The organism is Chryseobacterium ureilyticum, from assembly GCF_900156735.1.
Taxonomy (GTDB): domain Bacteria; phylum Bacteroidota; class Bacteroidia; order Flavobacteriales; family Weeksellaceae; genus Chryseobacterium; species Chryseobacterium ureilyticum.
Window position 1 is genome coordinate 1,153,609 of sequence record NZ_FTOL01000001.1, and the last position, 22,997, is coordinate 1,176,605.

Annotated in this window: 24 protein-coding genes and 1 riboswitch; of the genes, 10 read left to right on the top strand and 14 right to left on the bottom strand. The window is 33.3% G+C overall.

The window, feature by feature from the left end; all coding sequences use genetic code 11:
* Positions 1 to 114 precede the first annotated feature (114 nt).
* Both BW983_RS04995 and BW983_RS05000 read left to right on the top strand, forming a co-directional pair.
* On the top strand, positions 115 to 309 hold the full coding sequence (locus BW983_RS04995; RefSeq protein ID WP_228408955.1) for a SymE family type I addiction module toxin: 195 nt from the start codon (positions 115 to 117) through the stop codon (positions 307 to 309).
* An 862-nt stretch (positions 310 to 1,171) separates the two neighbouring features.
* Positions 1,172 to 1,720, top strand: coding sequence for a YdcF family protein (locus BW983_RS05000; protein ID WP_228408956.1), 549 nt, complete (start codon positions 1,172 to 1,174; stop codon positions 1,718 to 1,720).
* Between the two features lie 78 nt (positions 1,721 to 1,798).
* Here the strand turns inward: BW983_RS05000 and BW983_RS05005 are convergent, their stop codons facing one another.
* Positions 1,799 to 2,674: a YDG/SRA domain-containing protein gene (locus BW983_RS05005; protein ID WP_228408957.1), complete on the bottom strand. Its 876-nt coding sequence runs from the start codon at positions 2,672 to 2,674 to the stop codon at positions 1,799 to 1,801.
* A gap of 224 nt (positions 2,675 to 2,898) precedes the next feature.
* Positions 2,899 to 3,294, bottom strand: coding sequence for a VOC family protein (locus BW983_RS05010; protein WP_076550366.1), 396 nt, complete (start codon positions 3,292 to 3,294; stop codon positions 2,899 to 2,901).
* A gap of 173 nt (positions 3,295 to 3,467) precedes the next feature.
* On the opposite strand from BW983_RS05010, the gene BW983_RS05015 reads away from it, so the two are divergent.
* Positions 3,468 to 4,007 carry a hypothetical protein gene (locus BW983_RS05015; RefSeq protein ID WP_228408958.1) on the top strand — a complete coding sequence of 180 codons (540 nt, stop codon included), beginning with the start codon at positions 3,468 to 3,470 and terminating at the stop codon, positions 4,005 to 4,007.
* 8 nt (positions 4,008 to 4,015) lie between these two features.
* A complete protein-coding gene (locus BW983_RS05020) occupies positions 4,016 to 4,609 on the top strand; it encodes a hypothetical protein (RefSeq protein WP_076550368.1) in 594 nt (197 codons plus the stop codon).
* A gap of 144 nt (positions 4,610 to 4,753) precedes the next feature.
* Here the strand turns inward: BW983_RS05020 and BW983_RS05025 are convergent, their stop codons facing one another.
* The 7 genes from BW983_RS05025 to BW983_RS05055 form a co-directional block, all read right to left on the bottom strand.
* Positions 4,754 to 5,542 (bottom strand): GLPGLI family protein, encoded by a 789-nt coding sequence (locus BW983_RS05025; RefSeq protein ID WP_076550370.1) that lies wholly within the window; start codon positions 5,540 to 5,542, stop codon positions 4,754 to 4,756.
* A 146-nt stretch (positions 5,543 to 5,688) separates the two neighbouring features.
* Entirely contained in the window at positions 5,689 to 6,474 is a 786-nt protein-coding gene (locus tag BW983_RS05030) for a hypothetical protein (RefSeq protein ID WP_076550371.1), read from the bottom strand.
* 177 nt (positions 6,475 to 6,651) lie between these two features.
* Positions 6,652 to 8,151: a BspA family leucine-rich repeat surface protein gene (locus tag BW983_RS05035; protein WP_076550373.1), complete on the bottom strand. Its 1,500-nt coding sequence runs from the start codon at positions 8,149 to 8,151 to the stop codon at positions 6,652 to 6,654.
* 240 nt (positions 8,152 to 8,391) lie between these two features.
* Entirely contained in the window at positions 8,392 to 10,779 is a 2,388-nt protein-coding gene (locus BW983_RS05040) for a TonB-dependent receptor (RefSeq protein ID WP_076550374.1), read from the bottom strand.
* 238 nt (positions 10,780 to 11,017) lie between these two features.
* A complete protein-coding gene (locus tag BW983_RS05045) occupies positions 11,018 to 11,836 on the bottom strand; it encodes a ferritin-like domain-containing protein (protein ID WP_076550376.1) in 819 nt (272 codons plus the stop codon).
* Between the two features lie 25 nt (positions 11,837 to 11,861).
* The gene (locus BW983_RS05050) at positions 11,862 to 12,575 is read right to left on the bottom strand and encodes a ferritin-like domain-containing protein (protein WP_076550377.1); all 714 of its coding nucleotides are present in this window, start codon (positions 12,573 to 12,575) and stop codon (positions 11,862 to 11,864) included.
* Positions 12,576 to 12,653: 78 nt separating this feature from the next.
* On the bottom strand, positions 12,654 to 13,223 hold the full coding sequence (locus tag BW983_RS05055; RefSeq protein WP_076550861.1) for a fasciclin domain-containing protein: 570 nt from the start codon (positions 13,221 to 13,223) through the stop codon (positions 12,654 to 12,656).
* A 341-nt stretch (positions 13,224 to 13,564) separates the two neighbouring features.
* Between BW983_RS05055 and BW983_RS05060 the strand changes: the two genes are divergently transcribed.
* Positions 13,565 to 14,134 (top strand): RNA polymerase sigma factor, encoded by a 570-nt coding sequence (locus BW983_RS05060; RefSeq protein ID WP_228408959.1) that lies wholly within the window; start codon positions 13,565 to 13,567, stop codon positions 14,132 to 14,134.
* 1 nt (position 14,135) lies between these two features.
* Positions 14,136 to 14,951: an anti-sigma factor gene (locus BW983_RS05065; protein ID WP_076550380.1), complete on the top strand. Its 816-nt coding sequence runs from the start codon at positions 14,136 to 14,138 to the stop codon at positions 14,949 to 14,951.
* An 89-nt stretch (positions 14,952 to 15,040) separates the two neighbouring features.
* Here the strand turns inward: BW983_RS05065 and metE are convergent, their stop codons facing one another.
* Complete coding sequence (metE, locus tag BW983_RS05070; RefSeq protein WP_076550382.1) at positions 15,041 to 17,344, bottom strand: 5-methyltetrahydropteroyltriglutamate--homocysteine S-methyltransferase; 2,304 nt, start codon at positions 17,342 to 17,344, stop codon at positions 15,041 to 15,043.
* A gap of 174 nt (positions 17,345 to 17,518) precedes the next feature.
* Positions 17,519 to 17,703: riboswitch (cobalamin riboswitch) on the bottom strand.
* A gap of 191 nt (positions 17,704 to 17,894) precedes the next feature.
* Between metE and BW983_RS05075 the strand changes: the two genes are divergently transcribed.
* Entirely contained in the window at positions 17,895 to 18,356 is a 462-nt protein-coding gene (locus BW983_RS05075; protein ID WP_076550384.1) for an Lrp/AsnC family transcriptional regulator, read from the top strand.
* Between the two features lie 74 nt (positions 18,357 to 18,430).
* Here the strand turns inward: BW983_RS05075 and BW983_RS05080 are convergent, their stop codons facing one another.
* Entirely contained in the window at positions 18,431 to 18,715 is a 285-nt protein-coding gene (locus tag BW983_RS05080) for a bacteriocin-like protein (protein ID WP_076550386.1), read from the bottom strand.
* Between the two features lie 437 nt (positions 18,716 to 19,152).
* On the opposite strand from BW983_RS05080, the gene BW983_RS05090 reads away from it, so the two are divergent.
* Positions 19,153 to 19,941, top strand: a complete 789-nt coding sequence (locus BW983_RS05090) for an XRE family transcriptional regulator (protein WP_076550390.1) — start codon at positions 19,153 to 19,155, stop codon at positions 19,939 to 19,941.
* Positions 19,942 to 20,063: 122 nt separating this feature from the next.
* On the opposite strand, the gene BW983_RS05095 is transcribed toward BW983_RS05090, so the two are convergent.
* Entirely contained in the window at positions 20,064 to 20,402 is a 339-nt protein-coding gene (locus tag BW983_RS05095) for a MerC domain-containing protein (RefSeq protein ID WP_076550392.1), read from the bottom strand.
* Positions 20,403 to 20,488: 86 nt separating this feature from the next.
* Here BW983_RS05095 and BW983_RS05100 point away from each other — a divergent pair, with 86 nt between their 5' ends.
* Positions 20,489 to 20,878 (top strand): Fur family transcriptional regulator, encoded by a 390-nt coding sequence (locus BW983_RS05100; RefSeq protein WP_076550394.1) that lies wholly within the window; start codon positions 20,489 to 20,491, stop codon positions 20,876 to 20,878.
* Positions 20,879 to 20,968: 90 nt separating this feature from the next.
* Here the strand turns inward: BW983_RS05100 and BW983_RS05105 are convergent, their stop codons facing one another.
* Both BW983_RS05105 and BW983_RS05110 read right to left on the bottom strand, forming a co-directional pair.
* On the bottom strand, positions 20,969 to 21,451 hold the full coding sequence (locus tag BW983_RS05105; protein ID WP_076550396.1) for a hypothetical protein: 483 nt from the start codon (positions 21,449 to 21,451) through the stop codon (positions 20,969 to 20,971).
* A gap of 149 nt (positions 21,452 to 21,600) precedes the next feature.
* On the bottom strand, positions 21,601 to 22,104 hold the full coding sequence (locus BW983_RS05110; RefSeq protein WP_076550398.1) for a GNAT family N-acetyltransferase: 504 nt from the start codon (positions 22,102 to 22,104) through the stop codon (positions 21,601 to 21,603).
* Positions 22,105 to 22,263: 159 nt separating this feature from the next.
* On the opposite strand from BW983_RS05110, the gene BW983_RS05115 reads away from it, so the two are divergent.
* On the top strand, positions 22,264 to 22,761 hold the full coding sequence (locus BW983_RS05115) for a hypothetical protein (RefSeq protein ID WP_076550400.1): 498 nt from the start codon (positions 22,264 to 22,266) through the stop codon (positions 22,759 to 22,761).
* The last annotated feature ends 236 nt before the right edge of the window (positions 22,762 to 22,997 follow it).

Sequence of the window (22,997 nt, forward strand, 5' to 3'; positions counted from 1 at the left end):
TGCTTTTCAGTATAAAATATCCTTTCAATAACTGGTATAGCCCAACAGATATTTCTTGCTTTGTTGAAAAACAACAAGATGAGAGAAATAGTTATTCGGGGCAAATATAAGATTGTGTCCATTAGGAACCTTACGGTTTCCCATAAAGCATTTGGAAGAGCATATAGAAGGCTGGTTTTCTTCCCGGAAATCCGGCTGGCAGGGAAGTGGTTGCTGGAGAGTGGTTTTGAACCGGGAGATAAAGTGCTGGTGACGGTTCGGAGGAATCAGATTATTTTAGAAAAGGAGATGAATTATGAAGAAGGGTAAACAAAACTGTGGATTACGGAAAAAATATTACTTGCCACGAATGCACGAATAAGATATTTTACAAGATTCTGTTATGATAAAAAAGAAATCTCTTTTCTAAACTTCTTAAGATATAATCTGTAGATAGATTAAAATCAATAAATCCTTTTTATTCGTGCATTCGTGGCAAAAAAATCTGCGTCATCTGTGTGATCCGCGGGAGAATTTTTTAACGCAAAGTTTTATGATGATGGCTGCAGATTTTTAGGGAGCTAAGGACGGACAAGTGAACTTGTCTGATGAAGGGGAGTGAATAGAGTTTCGGCGACCGGAGGTCGCCGAAACTTTTTATTATAAGTCTAGAGGTTTATCTTTTTATTTAAAATTCTATCTTATTTTTATTGCTTTTTATTCAAAAGCTTCAAAATCATTAAGATGTGTTAATGGTTTAAGTAAAGTTAGGATTCAAATCAATTTGAATGAAGTCTTTCTCTTAAAAAATTCTAAGATATTTTCCTTAATAATTTTAACAACTTAATATATTCTTAATGGCTCAGAAAAATGTCGTGAAAAAAGAGTAGTTGTGAAATTACCTTATCTTTGTAAATCCAATGTTTTCTTTGCATTAATTAATCAATTACTATCATAGAAGAAATTTTTACTAGATCTCTTATTTCGTGTTTTACAGCTTTTTACAGAACCTTATTTTTTACTATTTCTTGCGGTAATTATTATTGCTCTGCTGAAAAGAAAAAATAAAGGTAAAAATCTGAGAATAGGAATTTTCACATCGGTAGTTTTAGTGATTATTCTTATAGGAAATGGATTTCTGGGTAAATTGATCTCCGGATATCTACAGAAAAATTATATCAATAGTTCTGAAATGAAGAATTCAACTGATCAGAATCCTATTATTGTAGTTCTGGGTGGCGGAAGTGTAAATATTGATAATACAGAGAAATTGCACACCATGTCTTATTCCAGAATTGTGGAAGCCTACCAATTGTATCATGAATACAGGAAAAATAATCAACCTTGTAAAATACTGATTTCCGGAAAAGGAAGAGGATATATAAGTGAAGCTGAATTATTCAGTAAGAATTTTAAAAGTATGGGTGTACCGGATTCTGATATTATTAAGGAAGATCAAAGCATGAATACCTATCAGAATGCGAAATATTCCAGTCAGATATTAAATAAGATTGCTCCTTCCAGTGTATATTTGGTGACTTCAGGATTTCATATGAAAAGATCTGTTGCTCTGTTTCAGACATTTGGGTTAAAACCTATTCCGAAAGCATCAGATTTTATTGATACTGAGATCACCTGGTTTCCGAATAGTTATAATGCCGCATTTACATTCGTTATGCTGAAAGAGGTTGTGGGAATCTGGCAGGTGCAGGTGTATAATAGCTTGGGGATGAATAAATGATATATTACAGTTTATTGAGTAAATTGTAGCTTAATAAAATAAAGGAGCCTTTCAAAATACTTTTGAAAGGCTAAATTTTTATTCAAAACCATGAGTTTTACGGTGATATTGTAGATTAGAAAGATTTAACTTATGAATATCCTTAACCGTTAATTCTCCTTCTAAGCAACCAATTAATTGTAAATTATTGGTAATAGAAAATACTCCTTTATCAAACATGATATGATGATTGGGGCAAAGACAAATAAGATTATCCGGATTATCATCTCCATTATGAGGTTGACCTAATGGTTTGATGTGAGCACCTTCAATATAATAACCTAATTTGGTTGGAATAGAAATCTGACAAACTTGGCATTTGAAGTCATATATTTTTTTTATTTGCCAGGCAACTTTTGTATCTCGTATGATCCTTAAAACAGTGCTTTCTATTCTCTTTTTTGTTCTTTCAGAATAGTCTAATTCAATTTGCTGCACATTTTTTTTAGAATAATTATTACCAGAATATTCTAAACGGAATCTACAAATTTTAAACCCACTTTTACCAATCTCTTCCCAAGCATCAACAACACTATATAATCCAGCATAAGAATAACCTTTTTGAGGTGAAAATTCAGACTTATGTGTGGAACCACGAACAACTCTTACAGGTAATCCCTGGTCCATGCTTTTAATAAGTCCTGCATTTCCTTTCTCCCATATCTGATCTTTTATTTGCTTACCTGTATTACTATCATTACCACCTGCACCTGTATAAACAATTTCTTCTCCAAAATCTAAGTCGTCTTCATATCCCCCAGAAAGAACAATAGCAGCAGTACCTTCTTTTGCATTTCCATCAATTCCAGTTCCCCAATTTCTATGGAAGCTTGTTAGCATCATCTCTTTTCTATTATTAAAATGATATCCTTCTTCAATACCTTCAATTTCACCAAATATAATAGACTTACTCACAGTTTTTTGTTTGGCAGCAAATATATGATTTTGAGTGAAAAAAAATAATTCTTTTTAGCTTTTTTTAGAATAATATACTGAATTGAAATGGGTGATTTAGGCAATGTTGAAAATCCAAAATAAGCTCAAAAATCGAGTGTTTTTCAATCCTCAACCTATGCTATCTTGTTGATAATAAGCGTGATTTATGGGTGAAATTGAATTTTAAATATTCAACCGAGATTTTACATATGAAAAACATTAAATTTATGACCATGAGGGTCTGCAAAGACAAAGCCATAATAATTAGTTCCAAAACTTTCTGGTCTTGAAATAAGTGTTCCGCCGGATTTTTCAATTTCTTCAGCCCATTCATCAGTTTGATCTTTACTTTCTGCATAAAGGGTGAATATTATTTCGTTACTTTTTTGTGCATCTCCGAATTCCACATTTTTCACATTGGTTTCCAATATATTTTTGAGAAAAAAGTGGATTACAAAATCATTTTCTCCGAAGAAAAAACTTACTAACTCATTAGAAGAGTGTGGATTGTTAGGCTTAAATCCAAGTTCTGTATAAAATTTCTGTGTACGTTCCAGATCAGAAACGGCTAGATTTGCCCAAATCATTTTAGGTTTCATATTTTTATATTTTTGGTTGAATAAAGTTAGTTTCTTTCAATTAATTGAAGCTTGTCATGTGGCAAGATTTTGTATTTTTAGACCTATTAGCAGGAGAGTGGTTGGTATGAAATCGTATCAAAATTATTTTCCGGAAATGAATTTAACATAATATATAGATAAATGTATTAATAATGATGGAGTTAAGAAAAGAGATCGAGCCGGATTTTGATGTGGCATCACAAAGATATCCTGAGGTTCTGAGACTTGTCCTGGAATATTCAGACTATTGCGATGAGCATGGAGATGAAGACTCTAAAGAATATGAAAAACTTGAAAACAAGTTACAAGAGATGACCGGAAAGGAAATGTCTCAGTTCAATCTTTGGGAATGGTGGGAAGGTGATGGGGCTGAGCATCTGTCTTTTGACATCAGTTTACCAGATCCCAAAGTGGTAACAGACATTACAAAGGATGAACTTGCGGAAATCGTAAGAAGAATGAGTACTTTTGAAATTCAAGACCCGAATGACAAATCGTTTAAAGGTATGTTTTACAGTTATATATGCTTTGGAAGTGATTATTTTCCTAAGTTTCTAAAGCTGAACTTTAAAAGTTATAATATTAAGCTGTTTCAGTCTCATAAAGATAAAAATGGCAACTATTATGAATACAGCCTGGAGGAAAAAACAGATGCTTTATGGAACGAAAAGCTAATCCATAAAAATAAATAATTCACACAATGAATCAGAATATTATACGTAAAATCAATGCTTTAGGAGGAATTACAGATACTGTCAATGCTGAGAAAAGTTTTACTGAAAACTGGCAGAGTATCATTTTTAATCATCATTTATATGATAAAGATTGGGATGTTTATGGCATTGATCATTTTTATGAGGAAAATAAAAAACTGTATTACAATAATCAGGAAAAATTCTACGAGAATTTGCTGGATCATTATTTTTCAGATCATGAGCTTCCGTATGGACAGTATTTTGTAAGAAATTGGAATTTTACGCCATTTAAAGAAAACTCAGAAGATCAGGAAGAATTTGATGGACTGATTGATGAGAATTACGTACAGGAAGTTGTAGGAATTTTTCAGCCGGATTTTCTTTGTGTATTTTATTCTTACGGATATCCGGATCATTTTTTTGTATGTACGAAAGATATCGATCAATCTAATCCGACGGTTTACAGTACAGACCATGAAGTATATTTTGATGAGCTTGAAAATGAAGGAAGCTTTGAAGAGTTTCTGGATCGGTTTATGACCAAAGAAGAGTTCCGAGAAACTGTTGTAGGATATTTGGCTGAGAAATTTGGTGAATAACGGATTTTGGAGCGGTTAATACTCTATTCTGCTGTAATATTATTTTTCCTATAATTTATATTATGTTAAATTGAATATAAGAATAGATTCGACATCAATGACTAAAACATTCATATTTAATTATTTATATAAATCGTATGCTTATTATTTGTAGTCTATTTTATGATTTAATTCTATAGGATTATTCTCTTGTAAAATATCACTTTGCATTTCCTTACTCTTTACAGAAATATCCATTTTATTACCATTCGGGTCGGTAAATGTAATCGTTTTCCCTATTTTTGAATTTACATCATATGGGTCATTAAAATATGATTTAGCAAGTGTTTCATATTTTTCCCAATCAATTTTTATTGTCTTTTTTCTTACATCAAATAAATTTCCTCCTTTTTTTATCTGTACTAAATTGAAGGAATAATCATTGTTTGTGTCTTGAAGCGATATTATTAAACCTGGTAAACCATTGAAAATGTATGGTCCATCACTAAAAGGTAGTTCAGTTGTAAACCATGCAATCCAATTTCTTCCACCGTAATTTGTTTCAGCTTTTTGAGATTTATATTTTCCAATTGTTTTTTGTTCAGGAGTAATTTTCCAATTTAACTTTTCATCTATTGGAAGAAGATAATCTGTTCTTAAATATGTTATTATTTTTTCTATTTTGTTTTGACTCAAATCTTTCTTTACATAAAATTGGTTTTCAACACCCATTTTATACATTCCGTTTCCATTATTTAATTTTATCGAATCGGATTTCTTATCCTGTGATTCTCTAAATATTGAACTATTATTTTTATAGTCTAGAATCATAGTACCCGAATTAATGTCATCTGGTTTTTCTGAGTTCAATTTATATTTAGTTTCATAAATGAAACTAAATTTTTGAGAAAAGCAAAATGAAGAAATTCCAAGAAAGATTAATATATATTTCATTTGTGAAGTTTGTTTGTGACTAATATAGAATTTATTTTGATGATTTTTTGAATATTCACCTTAATTTTGTTCAAATTTAAGATGCACTTAATGTAAAATATATAATAGTACACTCTCCTATTAAAGATTATTGATTCCCTATAATATTAATTAAGCTCAAGATCATCAAAATCCTTTATTTCAGATAGTTTCATAAGTTTGTTGAGCTTGATTGTTTCCCAGATATCCTTGTACTTAACTTCATAATTATCTCCATCATCATTTTTATTTAAATTGTCTTTTGTGAGCTTCTTTTTTGTCAAAAAATTAATACTCACTTCATATTGTGGTACTGGACCATTGCTTGAATAAGAATCATAACCAATAAGCTCCATATCTCCATTTTGATATCTAAAAGTATACCCCCAGTTTCCATATCTTCCATGCCCATAATTGATGTATAAGTTTCCTTTTTCAATACCTACATTTAGCTCGGGGGCAAAATATACACCGCCATCCTCATTTTCGGAGGAAAAGCAATTGTAGTTTTTGGAAGCCAGTTCATAATAATTTCCTTTATTCAAAAGGACAATAATCCCTCTTCGGTTTCGATCTAACGCGCCACGATCTTCGTCTTGTATAATTTTATTTTTGTCTGTTCCTTTAATAATTAGTATTACGTCTTCAAGTCCGTCTTTATTCAGGTCTCCCTTAATTTCATCCCAGCCTTCCGCTGAAATTCCTCCTCCATATTTATTAATTACATAGCCTTCCGGGATAAAATCATTTGGATTTTTCTTTCCTTCAATACTTTGAGATGATTGATTTACAGAAGTTTTGCTCGGTTGTGTTTTTTGATTTTCTGTATTTTTGCTTTCAGTTGATTTTTGTTTTTCATTTTTACAGGATTGTAGTGCAAAAGCAACTGTTAGAAATATAAATATTTTTTTCATGGAGTTTTAACTTTAAATGAAGCTAAGTTAGAATCAGGAACGTTATTTACTGACGAATATAAATAAATTTTACAATTTTATAAAATTTGATTTAATGTATTGAAATTTCAAGAAATTCAGCCCCAAAGTCGATGGCTTTGGGGCTGAATTTATAAAAATGAAAGTTTAAAAATCAATCTATTTTTTAATAATTTTAGTGAAAATTGTATTACTTTTTAACATATAATTTCCAGACGGATATTCAGAAAGGTCGATACGGTTGTTTCCTCTATTTAAAGTCATATTTTTAATGATTTTACCTGTAATATCGTATAAATAAGCATTTTCATTGGTTGTAGATTCAATAGTAATCACTCCTGTAGTAGGATTTGGAAAGGCTGGAGTTTTCATTTGTTTTGATGTTTCTACTGTAGATAAATTGGCATTACAACTCGCATTATAAGAATCTCCAGTAATAGTAAAACCTTTGTTAATTAATTGAGCTCTAGCCATAATAGCTTGTGTTGTAGAATAATTTAGTCCCACTGCATTTATATTTCCTCCTGTTATTGTTGACGTTGCCCATGTAGGATTATTGATGAGAGCAATCAGAAATTTATTATAATTGCTACATGATAATCCCGAATCTTTAAATCCAAAAGAGATAAAATTTGCATCAAAATTTTGAAGCTGAATATTCCATGTAGAAATATCTTGGTCAAAATGGGAAGCACCATTAAACATATTAAAACCAGTGCTATTAATAACTTTACTCACATTCCAATTTCCTATGGGTTGATTGAATGCTACTGCATTTTCAAACATATATTCAAAAGATGTTGATTTACCGGTATTCCAATTATTAAGTGGTTGATTAAAGGATGTTGCATTAGAAAATGTATAACGAAAATTAGTAACATTGGTGGTATTCCATGAATTCAATGGTTGGTTGAAAGCCACAGCATCTTTAAACATAGCAGTGAATGTGTTTCCAGAAGCTGTATTCCATCCAGAAATATTTTGATTAAAAGCCGACGCAAAAGAGAACATGCCACTAAAATCTTTTACCTTCGCTGTATTCCAGGTTCCGATATTTTGATTAAACAAGGTTGCTCTGCCAAACATACCATTCATAGTAATAATTGTGCTTGTATTCCAATTAGAAAATGAATTATTACCAATTAAAGATGAACAATTATAAAACATTTGTGATAAATTGTTTATTTGTGACAGATTAGGCGTATCTGTAGCAGTTACATTAAGATTAGGACAGCCTGCAAATCCCTGATTGAATTGCTGAAGCCAAGTAGTTTCTCCCCATTGACTGATCTCGACGAGTTCAGGATTGGCATTAGGATCAATATAATTTATACTCGCCCTAAACCCATAAAATAATCCGCTGCCATTTGATACTTTCAATCTGTAAGCTGCCTGAACCGGATTTGTATGCAGTGATGGACCAAAAGAAATGATTGTTGGAGTATTGCTATTAGAGGTGATAGAACTTAGGACTCCATGATGTTGAGGGTATCCTACTTCTTCCCAGCTGATAGTATAATCTGTTCCGGTACCACCAAACGATATCGAATTATCAATGGTTCCATTGATGTTAGGTTTCCACAATGTAATAAATTCACTTTGCGCATAAGAAATGAAAAATAGAAAAAAGAAAATGGTTACTAGTTGTTTTTTCTGCATAATTTGAAATAATAATTTAAAGGTTAAAATTTGGCTTGATAAGGTTGTAACTTCCCGGGGTTCTGTATCTTATCTCTATAACAAAGATATAGCTGCACAGCGACAGAACGTGTCGTATTATAATTTTAAGAGTATTTTTTTTAATTTTTTTTTCATGATATTTTAATCAATTACAAAAGAAATCCACTGTTATTATAACAATAACAGTGGATCAAATGTTTGCGTTTAAAATTCAGAATATTAAATAGTTACCTTTACTCCGACTGAAATATTAATTCCAGGAAGCGGACTCAAAAATTTTAATTGTGAATTTTGAAGCCTTGCCTCTGAATTCAACAGATTATTTCCTACTATATAATATTCCATTTCTCCAAAATTAAATACATTATCCTTGTATGAAACACGAGCGTTCAATAAAGAAAATGCAGGCATCGGAAGTTCAGGATTAATATTTTTTCCTAAGTATTTTTGCTTTAAATAATGGTCCAGAGCTACATTAATGCTTAGTTTTTGTAATGTTCCGGTAAGACTGAAACCAAAACGGCTGGTAGGCATATTAGGCATATAATCCCCATCACTCCATTTTCTTATTGAGCTGTCGGCGGTGCTTATATTTCTTACAAGATCATAATAACCTCCTATCTCCCACTTCCCTAGCTTATTCAAATCTGCTTTATAAGCTGCTTCTGCTTCCATTCCATTGATTTCGGTATCATCAGAACGCCATTCTTTTACCAAATAAATTTCTCTGGAAATTCCTGTATGAGCAAGGTAAATGTAGTTTTTATAGGTAGTATGATACCAATTGGCAGATAATCTGAGGTTTTTCAAATTGATTCCGCCACCAATTTCCAATGTTTTTGCGGTTTCTTTTTCTAGACTGTCATCTCCGTTTTCTTCTGTAAGTATGGCAAAGTGGTTGTTACCCGCATAAAGTTCATTGACTTCCGGTGCTCTTTCAGAGTGATTATACTGTACTTTCAGAAATCCTTTTTTAAATATATTCCATTGACCTGCAGCATGAAACTGATTGAGCGTAAAATCTCTATCACTCAATTGTCCACCAGATAAACCACGACTTCGGATGTATTTCTTGTCTGTATCATCAGCTCTTCGCTGAACATGATCGTTTCGGTATCCTAAGTCAAATTCAATGAATTTAAAATCAAGGTGTTGCATAGTGAATACTCCGATTTCACGGCTGATTGTATTGGGTAAATATCTTTGATTTCCTTCACCTTCCATATCTCTGTACTGAACTTCAAGCCCTGTGGTACCTGTAAGGAATTTTAATTTTTTTTGATTGATTTCCAAGCGTCCATTATGTTGATTAACGCTAAACTCATTAGCCCGATGACGTTCAAGAAGTTCCGCATTTTTAGAAAATACTCCCATATAATTAAGTTTTATACTGGAAATTGGAAAGTTCTTGAATGTATAACCTGTTTCAAGCATTGCTTTATGAGAAAGGCTTCTTATGTTGATAGGCAGATATTCAATCTTGGGTTGAGGAGCTCCATGAGAATGCCCCGGTATTTTGTAAATAGCATATCCAGGCACTCCAAAGTATGAATAAGAATTTTGATACGCTCCTCCTGCATAAAATGATTTTCCGATATAACTTGTACCTACATAAAATGAATTACTTTCCGAGTGACTGTTAGGAATAGCTCCGTCTTTCGTCTCAACATAATCTTTGATGCTGTTTACTTCACTTCTGTAACGGTCTTTTATTGGATCTTGTCCGGAAATATATTTGTCATTTTTAGGATTAGGATAATATTTACCGTCTGAAGGATTATAATAGGTAGCACTGAAGGTATAAAGGTCCCCTTCCGAAAGACCATACTCTTCCATGTGATCCAATGCAAACTGACTGATGTACGGGAAAAGGCTGGTATTAAGGACATTTCTCGAGTCGACATCTATCTGGCAAAGCGATTGTAAAATACTATTGAATCCAACTAATTGCGGATCAAAACATCTGCTGTCTTTAGATTTCCCCGGGATTCTGACGATTTCTTGTTTCTGATTGGCTGCTCCAACCGTCCATACCCAATTATTAGAAATGGTACCCTTAGCTGAAAATGCCTGCTTTTGTCCGCTATTACTTCCGCCTTCAAGAACTGCCCGAAGATTTAAATTTTTAGAGGGTAGCTGCTTGGGTACATAATCTGTTTCAATATCAATAGCTCCTCCAATAGCTTTTCCTCCAAATAAAACTGCAGCTGAGTTTTTGTAAATATTGATACTTTGTACACTGTTCATTTCTATATCAGTATTAAAATCAGGGCTTATACCTGAGAGATCATTGACTGACATTCCGTTTTCCAGAACTTTTACTCTGTTTCCACTTAAGCTTCTGATCACCGGAGCTCCGGAATTAGGACCATAGCCGGAATTTTGAATTCCAGGAATTTTACTTAAAGTTTCCCCTAATGTATTAGACTGAATAAAATCCAGCGTTTTTCTGGAAACGTTGACTAGATTATGATTTAGTTTTCCTTTTACCTCTACAGATTCAATGTCTTTAACAGCTTTTTTTTCAGGGTTTACTTTTTGTGCCTTTAGAAGAGAAGGACAATACATAAGTGAACTCCCCATCAAAAAAAAGAAGGTCTTTTTCATGTGCATATACTTTAATTATTCAGCAAAACTAAATAATTAAATTCATTAATGCAATAGAGTTGCATTAATGAATTTTAAGACAAGTATTCTTATCGAGGCGATTTAGAAGTAAGGTGTTAATTTACTGTTATATACCGACTTTTTTATTTTTCCAATTAAAAAGCATCCAAGTTAGGATGCTTTTCTTATCAAATCTATATTTCCTTTTAAGGATAATATTTGCTATCATTCAAAATTATTATACAATAAATAATGATGCAATAGTCTGTGCATCGCTTCCTGTTAAAATTTCATCATAGGCTGCCGATCCTGCTGCTGCTCCGAATGCGTTTCCTGTATTATAACCTGCCTGATTCACATTATCTTCACCTGCGTAAACAGGATTGGTTGCTGAAGGCATATTTCCTCCATCGGCAAGCTCAATCCAGCCTTTATTGGCTCTCATTCTTCTTACTTGTGAAGCATGTCTTGCTTCCACAGAATGAATCTGTAATGCTGCCTGAAGGACAACTTTATTCGACATAACGTTTCCAGCCTGTCCTTTGTAAGCTCTTACCTCGGTATCTTCAAAAGCCTGGGATAGGATAAGAAATTGATTGTAATCGGTAAATGGGGAAAAGTTACCGTTCGCAGTAAAATCAAAAGTGGGTTTGTTGCCAGGGGTTACCCCCAGAGAAGTAAGTGTGCTTTTCAGAAAACTAACATGAGCAGATTCATGTTTGGAGATTTGCATAAAAACAGGTCTGTCTGTATTGGGAATTAATCCAGATGTTGATAATCCTTTGGCATAGTATTCATCTTCGAGGTATTCAAGTACTAAAGCTAGTTGTAAGGCATCTGTTAAAGTACTTTTAAGGACCATTCCTGTGGTTTTTTGTGTATTTACTGTTTCTGCTTTTGCGGGTGTAGTCATTAAAGCTCCTAACCCTAGAGGAACAGCTGCTACGGCTGTTTTTTTTCCAAATAAGGATATATTGGTAATGGTTTCTAATCTTGATGCTTCCGTTGTGAAAAATTTATCATGAGAAAGCTTATCTAATATCTTAAGAATATTCATAATATAAGTTTTTGAAGGTGAATGATTAATTAATACCTCTTTCTTTCCATGTAAAGCGGGTTTTTATAAATCCTCCTGCTGCCATTACGATATCCTTTGGCTCTTTAGCAAGGTCCAGACCATTCGCATCTATCACATCATCTCCGGAAAAGTCAGTGGAGCCTGGATTGATGAGATTTCTTATAGCAGAAGCATGTCTTGCCTCCACAGAAACTATTTTTCCTGCAATGACGAGATAAGCTGGATTGGTAATATATTTTCCGGCACCATTATAAGCTGCCACACCGGTATCTTCCAGTGCTTTTGCTGTGGCGAGTACAGAATTTCTGTCATTAAAGTTTACATTAGGATACTGAAAATCAAGTTTAGGAAGTACATTTTGAGTAGCACCTGTGATTGCAGCTTTGAAAAAGTCTCTGTGAATAACTTCATGATGATAAAGGTCTGTGAAAACCTCTTTTTCAATACTTGAAATTCCGGTGTAGAAATTATTGACCACTTTAGTATAGAAGTCTGCTTCCAGTTGCTCAAGAGCGTAGGCATAATTTAAAACTCCTACATCTCCTGTTCCTAAATCAAAGATTTGACCGTCGTTTATCATCTGAAAATCATCATCATCATTACAGCCAATCATAGTGAGCCCTGCGATTGCCAGTCCTACACCACTCAGTTTTAAAAAGTTTCTTCTGCTTGTATCAAGAGTTGCCCCCTGATTAGAAACATGAATCGTTTTTTTCATAATATTAATTTTTTAAAGTGTTTGATAAATGATAAAAGAAAAACAGCACACTGAAAATATGCTGTTTTAAGTACTTTACTATGGCATCAGAACAGTATCAATTACATGAATAACCCCGTTGGACTGATTCACATCTGCAATGGTCACCTTAGCATTGTTTCCTTTTGCATCTTTTATATAAAGATCTTTTCCTTTTGTCCAGAAAGTAAGATCTTCACCCTGTACTGTTTTCATCATACTCTTTCCGTTTCCAGCTTTTACAGCAGCCCAGATTTCTTTAGCATTATATCTTCCGGGTAGAACATGATAGGTTAATATACTTGTGAGCATTGCTTTGTTTTCTGGCTTTACCAGATTTTCTACAGTACCTTTAGGTAGCTTTGCAAAGGCAGCATCAGTAGGTGCCAATACTGTAAAAGGTCCTTTTCCTTCCAAAGTTTCTACAAGCCCCGCTGCTTTTACGGCGGCAACAAGTGTTTTATGATCCTTGGAGTTTACAGCATTTTCAATAATATTTTTTGAAGGATACATAGGAGCTCCTCCTACCATAACTGTTTTTTCTTTCATCACCTGTGCAGTTACCTTCCCACTGAATGCAAATGATAATGCTACCATTGCTAAAACTGTGATTTTTGACCGTGTGTTCATTGTAATGTTTTTTAATGAGTTATTATTAATTTGTGTTCTTAATGTCATTTACGAGTTTGGTTTTATTTTAGATTGAAAAAAGATGAAATGTTTTTTAATAATCAGATAATCAGTTGTTTAATTTGTTGTTAGGTTTAGAATCAAGACAAATAGAGTTCTTACAGAATCTTTTCCGGTTGGTTTGAAATCGTCATCGAAAATATGTCCAAATAGAGGTTCTTAATTTTGAAATGTTCTTTTTGATATTAGCCTTTTTATATTTTTTAAATATTCTACTAATATCATTTATGAAATAAAAGATTATTAAGATTTTGTTTGATATGTTTATTATTTCATTACATTTGAATAGAAAAATAAAAATTATCAAAACAACCTATTCTGAAGAAGAACTTATCGTTTTATTAAAAGAAAAAAACGAAAATGGGTTTCATTATCTGTATGACCACTATTCTGGTGCGCTGTACGGAATTGTTCTTCGTATTGTTCAGTCTAAGGAATATACTGAAGAAGTTATTCAGGATGTTTTTGTTAAAATTTGGAATTCAATTCATCAATATGATGCCACTAAAGGAAGGTTTTACACTTGGATAATTAATATTGCAAGAAATACTGCAATAGATTATTTAAAGTCCAAAGGATTCCAGAATGAGCTTAAAAACCAACCTCTCCCCGATTTCGTATATAATACTGCAGAGCTTTCAACAGACAATAATTCAGCTGATTATATTGGATTTAACAATGTGCTTGAAAGTTTAGAGGTTGATAAACAGGAACTTATTAATCTCTCTTATTATCAGGGATATACTCAACATGAAATATCCGAAAAATTAAAAATACCGCTTGGAACGGTAAAGACAAAAATGCGGAATGCATTAATGAAATTAAAGGATTTGTTAAAAGATTATCAATAAATTGAACACTAAAGAATACATATCATCCGGAATTATAGAATCTTATATTCTAGGTCATGCTTCTCCTGAGGAAGCAGGAATTTTGGAGTGTGTGATGAAAAATAATGCTGAAGTAAAAGAAGCTTTTGAAGAAGCACAGAAAACGTTGGAAGATCTTGCTACGGCACAAGCTATAACACCTCCAAGTGATTTGAAAGCTAAAATCTGGAATAAAATCCAGAAAGAGCAATCTTCTGAAGAAGGAATTCATGTGGGTTCTATAGAAGAAGCTCCGGTTATGAAACCACTGGAAGTAAATGTCGAAATTAAAAGGAACAATAACTGGAAAACATTAGGCATTGCTGCTTCTGTTTTATTTCTAGTGAGTATTGCAGGAAATCTGTTTTGGCTTAATAAACAAACTGAAAATCAGAAAGAAATTGCACAAATGAATTCTGAGAAGAAATCTCAGGATGTAGCAATGCAGAAAATGAATCAAAAAATGGCTATGTTTTCCAATCCTGATATGCAAATGGTAATGCTAAAAGGAGTTGAAAAGCATCAGGATGCTAAAGCAATGGTATTCTGGGATAAAAAGACAAAAGAAGTTTACCTTAATGCAGAAAATCTTCCTAAGGCTCCGGAAGGCATGCAGTATCAGCTTTGGGCAATTGCAGACGGAAAACCGGTAAATGCCGGAATGTATTCAGAAAATAAAGACAGTTTAGTTGCTTTAGCCAGTATTTCAAAAGCGCAGGCTTTTGCGATTACCCTTGAAAAAGAAGGCGGAAGTTCTGTTCCTACGATGGAGAATATGTTTGTAATGGGAGAAATCTAAACTATAGACTTAGATATGTTTATTTCTGTTTTCAAAATAATATAAATCAAAAAGCATCCAATTGGATGCTTTTTATATATTGAAAATAATTATGCTGAATATTCCAAAGAAGCTTCTTTAGCTGCAGCTACCATTGCAATTAAAGCTTTTTCAGTTTCATCCCAATGTCTGGTTTTTAATCCACAATCAGGATTTACCCAAAGCTGATGAGCAGGAATTACATCCTGAGCCTTTTTCAGCAGCTCAATCATTTCTTCTTTAGACGGAACTCTTGGTGAATGAATATCATAAACACCAGGACCGATTTCATTTGGATATTTAAAGTCTGCAAAAGCATTCAAGAGCTCCATTTGTGAGCGGGAACATTCTATCGTGATAACATCAGCATCCATATCCGCAATATTTTTAATAATATCATTGAATTCAGAATAGCACATATGGGTATGGATCTGGGTTGCATCTTCTACTCCGCTGGCTGAGATTCTGAAAGCTTCCACAGCCCATTTCAGGTAGGTTTGCCAATCAGATTTTCTTAGAGGAAGACCTTCACGTATTGCCGGCTCATCAATCTGGATAATCCTGATTCCAGCTTTTTCAAGATCGTTTACTTCATCACGAATTGCCAGAGCAATCTGCTTACAGGTTTCAGAACGCGGCTGATCATCACGTACGAATGACCATTGTAAAATTGTGACAGGACCCGTTAACATTCCTTTTACCCATTGATTGGTTTGAGATTGCGCATATTGCGACCAATATACCGTCATTGGGTCAGGTCTGAAAACATCTCCAAAGATGATCGGTGGTTTCACACAACGGCTTCCGTAGCTTTGAACCCAGCCATTTTTAGTAAATGCAAATCCTTCCAATTGCTCTCCGAAATATTCCACCATATCATTACGTTCAAATTCCCCATGAACGAGAACGTCTATTCCTATTTCTTCCTGCCAGCGGATAGTTCTTTGGGTTTCTTCTTTTAATAAAGCATCATATTGTTCGGCTGTTAATTCTCCCTTCTTAAATTTTGCTCTCCAGTTTCTTACTTCTGTAGTTTGAGGAAAAGACCCGATGGTAGTTGTGGGAAACAATGGTAATTGTAAGACTTTCTGTTGCTCCTCTCTACGGGTTGGGAATGTATTTTTCCTTTGTGAATCCTTTTCCGTTACTGCTGCTGATCTTTCTTTTACATTCTCATTGTGGATCAGTAAAGAAGTTTTTCTGGTTGAAATTGCTTTTTTATTTTCCTCAAAATCTGCAAGAAAAGTTGAGCTCTCTGCATTTGAAGCCAATTCTTTAAGGACTACAACCTCTTTCACTTTTTGCTTTGCAAAGGCTAACCAGTTTTTAATTTCAGGATCAATATTAGTTTCAAATTCTAAATCACATGGTGAATGAAGCAAAGACGAAGATGGGGCAATGAATATCCTTTCAGACCCTAGTTTTTCAAGAGCTTTTTTAATGAAAGATAAAGACTTTTCATAATCGTTTTTCCAGATATTTCTTCCGTCTACAACTCCAAGAGATAATCCCAGATTGTCAGGAATAGATTCAAGTACTTCTCCTAACTGTTCAGGGTTTCTTGCCAGATCAATATGTAAGACATCAGCAGGAAGTGAAACAGCAAGAGGTAAATTATTTTTTAACCCTTCAAAATACGTTGCGATAATGAACTTTAATTTAGGAAATTGCTTTCTAAGCTCTGAATAAACCTTGAGATATGCTTCTTTCGCGTCGTCTGCTATGTCTAAAGCTAAAAAGGGTTCATCAAACTGAATCCATTCAGCGCCCTGAGCCTGAAGTTTTGATAGTATTTCAATGTAGACAGGAAGGATATTTGAAACAAGATCCAATTTATCAAATCCTTCTTCCTTTTCCTTTCCTAAAAGTAAATAAGAAACAAGTCCGATAATCACAGGTTTAGCATTGATTCCAGCTTGTTTTGCACCTGCGAATTCATTGAAAATTTTATCTGAAGTAAGCTTAAACTGTTGATTTTTGTAGAATTCCGGAACGATATAATGATAATTAGTATCAAACCATTTCGTCATTTCCATAGCTGTAATATCCAATCCGTCTTTTTGATACCCCCTTGCCATTGCAAAATAAAGATCCAGTTCAGAATTGTTCTTTTTAAGGGCAACTTCATGGTAACGTGAAGGAATGGCTCCAACAATTAAACTCATATCTAATACCTGATCATAATAAGAAAAATCATTGCAGGGAATCAGATCTATTCCTGCTTCTTTCTGGATATTCCAGTTTTGGCTACAGATATTTCTTCCTACTGTAAGAAGTTCCTCCAAAACAATTTTCCCTGCCCAATACTGTTCGCAGGCTTTTTTAAGCTCTCTTTTGCTACCAATACGCGGATAGCCCAGAATGTGTGTTTGCATTTTTAATACTTTTAATTAAACTTATTGTTAAAAAAAGTCCTTTGAATGCTTCGTAATGTTTTGCAGGTATGAAATTTTGAATATAAATGATATAAATAACCAGCGATTCCATCTTATATGAAACTGCAGCACAATATATCATCTGTATGACTCAAAGCTTCAGACCGCGAAAGCATTGTCAATTCAGTAAAGGCAGGTCTCCTGACTTGTAACAGCTTCCGTCATCCTTCCCGCTTTCACAGTGGATATACAAGGACAGAAGCCTTTGGTATGTTACTTACAGTTGCGCGACAGCTCGTGATTTGCACACGATTCCCTATTAATTTACCTTAAGTAAAACCTTTTCCGTTTGATGAAGATATGTAAAGAACTGTACTTTTATCAAATGATTATTTTGATAGAAGATTTTAATTTTGTGTAAAATTAGTAATACAGAATTTATTATCAATTAATTGTTATTTATTAAGCAAATAAAGCTTTAATATTTATTTTTAATAGAATATAATTCTGTAAATTTGACAAATTTTAAACGCTAAAAGAATAATATTCTGTGGAACAACTTGATGATAAAGATCTGAAGCTGCTTCGATTGCTTCAAAACAATGCAAAATTGACCGTAAAAGAGCTTGCGAAGGAAATTAACCTTTCTCCTTCCCCTGTTTTTGAAAGGGTGAAAAGACTTGAGCAGGAAGGCTACATTAAAAGTTATGCAGCTGTTTTGGATGCTGAAAAACTCAACCGTGGATTCACTGTTTTCTGTCAGATTAAATTAAAAATTCATGACAGATCTGTAGGGTATGATTTTGTAAAAGAAATTCTGGAGATTGAAGAAGTTGCAGAATGTTATAATATCTCCGGGGATTTTGATTTTCTGCTGAAAGTTCAGGTTAGGGATATGAAACACTATCAGGATTTTGTTTTTAATAAACTAGGCTCTGTAGATTCTATTGGTAGCACTCACAGTACATTTGTAATGGCAGAAGTGAAAAATAATCATGGATTAACCATATAGTAAATAATTTTTTACATAATAAAACCGCTCTGAAAAGAGCGGTTATACTTTTTTAAGTGCTTGTTCGTTTTATCTTAGCAAGTAGATCCACATTCAAGTAACTTGATGTGAATTACACCGTTGACAACGCACTGAGTTTGACATAATGCATTACCAACAATAGTACCTACACCGCCAACAACGCCACCAACAACACCGCCTACGCCTCCTACAGCTCCGCCGATAACTCCACCTAGGCCGCCAACAACGCCACCAATTACACCTCCAAGACCTCCTAATAATCCTCCGATTGGATCAAGTAGTCCGTCTCCTGAAATAGTTTTTAGTTTGTTTCTGTCTAGTTTTTTGAAATTTTTCATGATTAAGATTTTATATGATTAATACTTCACAAATATATGACAAATAATTATATGTTCATATTGTTTCGAATAAAATAATCAAACAATTTTACTATTTAATATTTCGTTAATATAATTGGTAATTTATGAAAATATCATTTTTTAATTATATTTGATTGATTTACTATTTGTTAATAAATATATTTCCAATTATGAATTTTAGAGTTATTTTTTCAACAACAAGTGAAGTTTTTTTATCCTTAATATTTCAAGCTTTAAAAAGAAAATTTTTTAATCTTAAAAAGAGGAATTTTATCGTTTTTGGCGGCTTTAGATCTAGGATTTTGAATGAACTGAGCAATAAAAAGGTGGATTTCTTCTATTTTTATGGTAAAACAGGTTCCTAATCATTGAATAACGACCTCAAATTTCGTATTTTTGCCTACATACTTGTATCAATGTCAATTTTTTCAAATAATATACGCTCCTTAAGAGCTAAGAGAAAGCTTTCTCAACAAAACGTAGCTGATGATCTGACGATCTCCCGAGTGAGATACTCCAAATATGAAAACGGGATTTCAGAACCACCTATAGAACTTCTGATTAGAATCGCCAAATATTTTCATGTAAGTATAGACCTTTTGTTGTCTGTAGATTTGCAGAAATATTCAACAGACGACATGCTTAAACTACCTGATAACAGGATTGTTCTTCCGGTAGCAGTGGATGATCTGGGTAATGATACCATTGAAATTATTCCACAAAAAGCATCTATGGGGTATCTTGAAGGATATAGCGATGTAGAATATATTGAAGGTCTTCAGCGAATTGCTCTACCCTTTTTAACTAATGGTAAATACAGAGCTTTCCCAGCTGACGGTGATTCGATGCCGCCTTTTAGAAATGGTTCTTATATTGTAGGAAAATATGTAGAGGGAATTGAGGAACTTAAGCCTGGAAAAACCTATGTTTTTATCACTCTTAATGATGGAATTACCTATAAGCGTTTTAAAGAAAATAAGGGAACTGCTATCTGTGTAAGTGCAGACAATTCTTTTTATGAACCTTATGATATTCCGTTTGAAGACATTGTAGAGATCTGGCAGTATGCTTCTGGTATTTTCCCGGAGGATTTTGAACCTGGAGATTATGAAAGCTATAACTTTAAAGAAATGTTCCGTGAACTGAGACAGGATATTAAAGAATTAGACAAGAAAGTTTCCGGTCGTCGTAAAAAATCATCATAAAGGTTTAGAATATATTTTTTCAATATAATAAACGGGCTCTTCAAAATTAATTGAAGAGCCTGTTTTAAAACCAGTTAAAAATGTAAAATATGATATGAAAAATACTGTGTAAAAAATATATTTTAATGCTTGTGATTCTTAAAATTAATAAGATGTGCTGTGATTAATCCTGCAGCGCCTACATAGATTAAAGGAAGATGTACTTCGAAAATAAAATCTGCCATTACAGAAACTGCAATTAAAACAATAGATCCCCAAAATAAAACATTCAGCCATGGATTTTTTACTTGTTTCGTAATTCTGAAAACAACTAAGGTTCCGATAATAAGAAAAGCAAGATCAATATATGGGTTGTGTGATATTCCTAAAGGAATAATCAGTAATAAAGGGAAAACAATACAGTGAATCAGACATAATACAGCAGCCGATATTCCTATTGCATCAAGAAGTTTTGATTTCATATGGATTAGGATTTAATTTTCTTGTTGTAACTTTGTTGCAAATGTAAATATAAAAATTAAATAACGCAACTTTGTTGCATTAAAAAATGAAGCAAGTCAGAAATACCCAAGCAAAAACTGAAATATTAAACCTCATTATGGATTCTGAGGTGGCTTTAAGTCATTCTGATATTCAAAAAAAATTAGGTGATTTGTGTAATAGAGTTACGATTTATAGAGTTTTGGAAAGGCTTGAAAATGAAGGATCTATTCACAGGATTGTTAATGTGGATGGTGTTGTTAATTTTGCGAAATGCAGTGGTAAATGTAGTAATGAACAGCATTTTCACAATCATGTTCATTTTAATTGCAAAAAATGCAACTCTGTAACCTGTATTGAAAACGCTATCCCTGAAATCAGTTTGCCAGATAACTTTATTGCTGAGGAGTACAATTTTATTATCAGTGGAATTTGCCCGAAATGTAGTAATGCTTAGTATTTTATTGTAAAAATATAATTGCCACGAATGCACTAATAAAATAATCTGTGCATTCGTGGCAAAAAATAAAGTGAATAAGAATATCTTCTATAAAGGAGAGATATACACTTCTATTTTGGTTCCGTCATAATTGAAAGTACCATCAGAATTTTTTTTACCAAGTACCCATTTCATATCTACGGGTACAGACCATGTAGAACCTAATGTAAATCCGTTAACAGATCTGATTTCGTTTCCGTTTCCTGTTGTAATCGCTGAATGAAACCATGTTTTGTCTATAAGTCTATAAAATCCAATGGCTTTTCCTTTGGGAATTGGAGAATATCCATTCCATTTTTCTCCTGCGGGATAGTTAAATTTGTTTAACCATTTTTGTCCTGAAGACCCTGCAAGTTCGTCCGGACTGATACTTGCACCCCGCATATACAAGGCATAAGCAACAACATCGTGGCAGACTCCAGTGTTGTATTTTGAAATGTTTTCTGCTCCTGAAAGAACGGCATGTGCAACCGGTGCTCTTTCAGATAGAGATAACTGAGCCTTCCTGGCTCCTTCTGGTGTTACTGACATATTGATAATATTTTGTTTGGTGAATGGTAAAGATAGTCTTTTTAAAATAAATCGAAATTATACATTGAAAATGAGTTGTTTATAATGAGTATTTAAGTATTAAACTTAAAACTATTCCTCCAAGATTTGTAAAACCAGTCAGTTTAATTTTATATTTCTAATTGGAAAAGTCCCATTGTCGCATTGTGATAATGATTGGGAAGTCCTTCTGTATCGGTCATCTTTTTTTCGCCCAGATAAGAAAAACCACATTTTACATAATAATCGATCAGTCTTTGATTTCCTGCTGTGGTATCCATTCTTACATATAGTTTATGATTTTCCTTTGCAAATTTCCTTGCCCATTCTACAATCTGTTCTACAAATTTTTGCCCGCGGAAATTAGGATTAGTTGCAATTCTGTGAATGTAGATAGCCGGATCCGCACTTTTTTCACCCCAAACCTGTAGATCTTCATAAGTAATGCTCCAGACACAAGCTACTTTTTCATCCACTACAATTTTAAAATGGCGGTTTTCTTCGATTTCTGTTTCTATCATACTTCGCTCAAATTCGGGCCATTGTACTCCGGATACAGTTTTCTTAAAATCGGAAGCCATTTTATATAAACTAAGGACTGCTTCAATATCCTTTAAAGATGTGTTCACTATCATTATTCCTGTTATAATTACAAAAATACTGAAAAATGAGCAGGTAACTTTTCGTTATTGTTATTCAGAATGGGTATAAATACGGCTCTATTGCTAATGTTACGTTGGGAAACGCAAATAAAAATACTAATTTTATCGCCCGATTAAAGATAAAGACACACTATGCCGACTGATGCTTCTCACAAGCTGATTCCGATGACTACCTTTGTGCTGGAATATTATGCCCACGAAGGATATGCAGATCTTCAAACATTAAGTTTGATGAATAATTATGCCAATTTTTTAAAACAGACTTTAGTTCTTGGAATGTTTGTTCCTGTAGATTCGCAGGGAAATATACTGAAAGAGCCTAAGAATTATACATCATGGAAATCACTTGAACATAATGATGGTGAGAGAACTAATATGGCTGGTTTTGAAGAATATGGCGAATATCAGAAAGCAGAACGTAAGTGTTTGTTTGAAGGATTCAGAGTTGATTATAACGGATATTCTAAGGTAAGAATTGTTGCCTCGTATGATCTATCTATCGAATTATCCTTTAATAAAAGCGATCTGTTACCTACAGGCTTCAATGATGTAGAATCACTGACTGTTTTTGATGATATATTTTTAACTTCTAATGCTTTGAAGTTCATAGGAATAAAAGACAGAAAATAGATTTTGTGCTATTGAAAACAATGTTTACTTATTTCAAAAAATGAAATTATAGGCTTTAAGATAAAAAATCCCTTTACTGCAATAAGTAAAGGGATTTCAATTTTAATATAAATAATTTTATCGAATACATTCACCTGAGCGACATAAGTAACCTGAGGGACATAATCCATTAATGCATGGACCTGCAACGTCGGGATAACACTTTTCATCTGCGCGGCAATGAGAGTTTGGAGGGC